Genomic DNA, 1525 nt, shown 5'->3' with positions numbered 1-1525 from the left:
CTCGACGATCGGCTCGGAAGACAACGGCGCCGTCTGCAATACCAACCCGCCCTTGCCGTCCTGGATACCGCGCTGTGTATCAAGAACGAGCGGCTTGGTCGACGTCGCGGCACCGGCCGCGAGGCCATGGGCGAGCACGACCGCACCCAGAACGAGACGCGCGCGGGCACTGCGACGCACATCGACACACAAACGCATGATCGGGACCTTCAGGATGAAAAGCAGGTCCATACCATAGCGCTGCACCGACGATTTCGCCAGAGCCGGTGCACAAAAAAACAAAGCCCCGTCAATACGGGGCTTGCTTATCGTTCGGTGCCGCGCGGCACCTGACGGTGACTCCGATTACAGCGAGTAGCCGTTGGTTTCGAGCGAGCGGATGCGGCTCTCGAGCTGGACGATGTCCGACGACGTGGCGAGGTAAGCCTCACGGCGTTCACGTTCTGCGGATTCGAACCAGTTGCTCAGCTTTTCGACGATGTAGGCGATCATGACGTTCTCCAAGGAAGAGGGACCCCTGGTGAATCGAGATTCAGGGATTTCCCGTATAGGGTTATCCCGAATTATAGCGACGCCGCACCAAGATGCTAGTGAAATCCTTGCATGGCACCCATTCCATTTTGGAATGTTGGCATGCGAACCGCATCTAACTCATTGATTTATATAGATGTTGGGTCGAAGCCTGTTTTGAGGCGCGAGAGCGCGCACTAATTTGGGTCGCCGATAGGGTCAGCCAAGCGCGCCAAAATCGGGCATTCGGGCCGACCGTCACCATGACAGTGCGCGGCCAGATCGACCAGCGTGTCGCGCATGTCGCTCAATTCGGCGATACGTCTGTCGAGTTCGGCCACGTGCTCGAGAGCAATCGATTTCACTTCAGCGCTGGCGCGTGAGCGATCCTGCCAGAGCATCAGCAGCTTGCGAATGTCTTCGACGAGAAAGCCAAGTCGTCGCGCCTGACGGATGAACCGCAGGATATGGATTTCGTCTGACCCATAGATTCGGTAGCCGGCATCGGTCCGTTTGCTGGGCGCAAGAAGACCGACCTGTTCGTAGTACCGGATCATTTTTGCACTGACGCCGGATTCGCGCGACGCGTCGCCGATATTCATTCCCCGCCCTCTTCATGAAGCCCTGGTTTCGAACGCGAACGTCGACGATACCCTCATCGACGACTGTTCGATCGTATCAAATCGCGTGGTTTCGTTCCGGGGAAGGCTTGGCAGAAGGAGCGCAGGCGGTTTGATCTGGCGTGCGTAACGGCGGGTTATGAGGGCGCTTCGCCACATACTTTTATGGCGCCGAAATGCAAAAACCCCCGCCTTTCGGGCGGGGGTTCTTGGCTTGAGGGAGCCTGACGATTACCTACTTTCACACGGGAATCCGCACTATCATCGGCGTAGAGTCGTTTCACGGTCCTGTTCGGGATGGGAAGGGGTGGGACCGACTCGCTATGGTCATCAGGCAAAGGGGGTTGTTCTGCTGGCGTGGCCAACAGAACCAATCTTGGAAGAAGCAGTAATTG

Annotated in this window: 2 protein-coding genes, 1 rRNA gene and 1 pseudogene; all 4 read right to left on the bottom strand. The window is 57.6% G+C overall.

The window, feature by feature from the left end; translation table 11 throughout:
• Positions 1-231: pseudogene (locus JMF90_RS36640) on the bottom strand (hypothetical protein); the annotation flags it as partial.
• A 114-nt stretch (positions 232-345) separates the two neighbouring features.
• A complete protein-coding gene (locus JMF90_RS36635; RefSeq protein ID WP_006478295.1) occupies positions 346-492 on the bottom strand; it encodes a DUF3563 family protein in 147 nt (48 codons plus the stop codon).
• 215 nt (positions 493-707) lie between these two features.
• On the bottom strand, positions 708-1112 hold the full coding sequence (cueR, locus tag JMF90_RS36630; protein ID WP_011549389.1) for a Cu(I)-responsive transcriptional regulator: 405 nt from the start codon (positions 1110-1112) through the stop codon (positions 708-710).
• A gap of 240 nt (positions 1113-1352) precedes the next feature.
• Positions 1353-1465: ribosomal RNA gene (gene rrf, locus JMF90_RS36625) — 5S ribosomal RNA — on the bottom strand.
• Positions 1466-1525: the final 60 nt, after the last annotated feature.

Origin of the sequence: Burkholderia sp. E168m23 (assembly GCF_016586125.1) — a bacterium.
Taxonomy (GTDB): domain Bacteria; phylum Pseudomonadota; class Gammaproteobacteria; order Burkholderiales; family Burkholderiaceae; genus Burkholderia; species Burkholderia orbicola.
This window is presented reverse-complemented; position numbering and strand designations above follow the sequence as displayed.

Excerpts from the sequence above, each read along its gene's own strand:
- JMF90_RS36635 (WP_006478295.1), bottom strand. The coding sequence starts at position 492 with ATGATCGCCTACATCGTCGAAAAGCTGAGCAACTGGTTCGAATCCGCA.
- cueR (WP_011549389.1), bottom strand. The coding sequence starts at position 1,112 with ATGAATATCGGCGACGCGTCGCGCGAATCCGGCGTCAGTGCAAAAATG.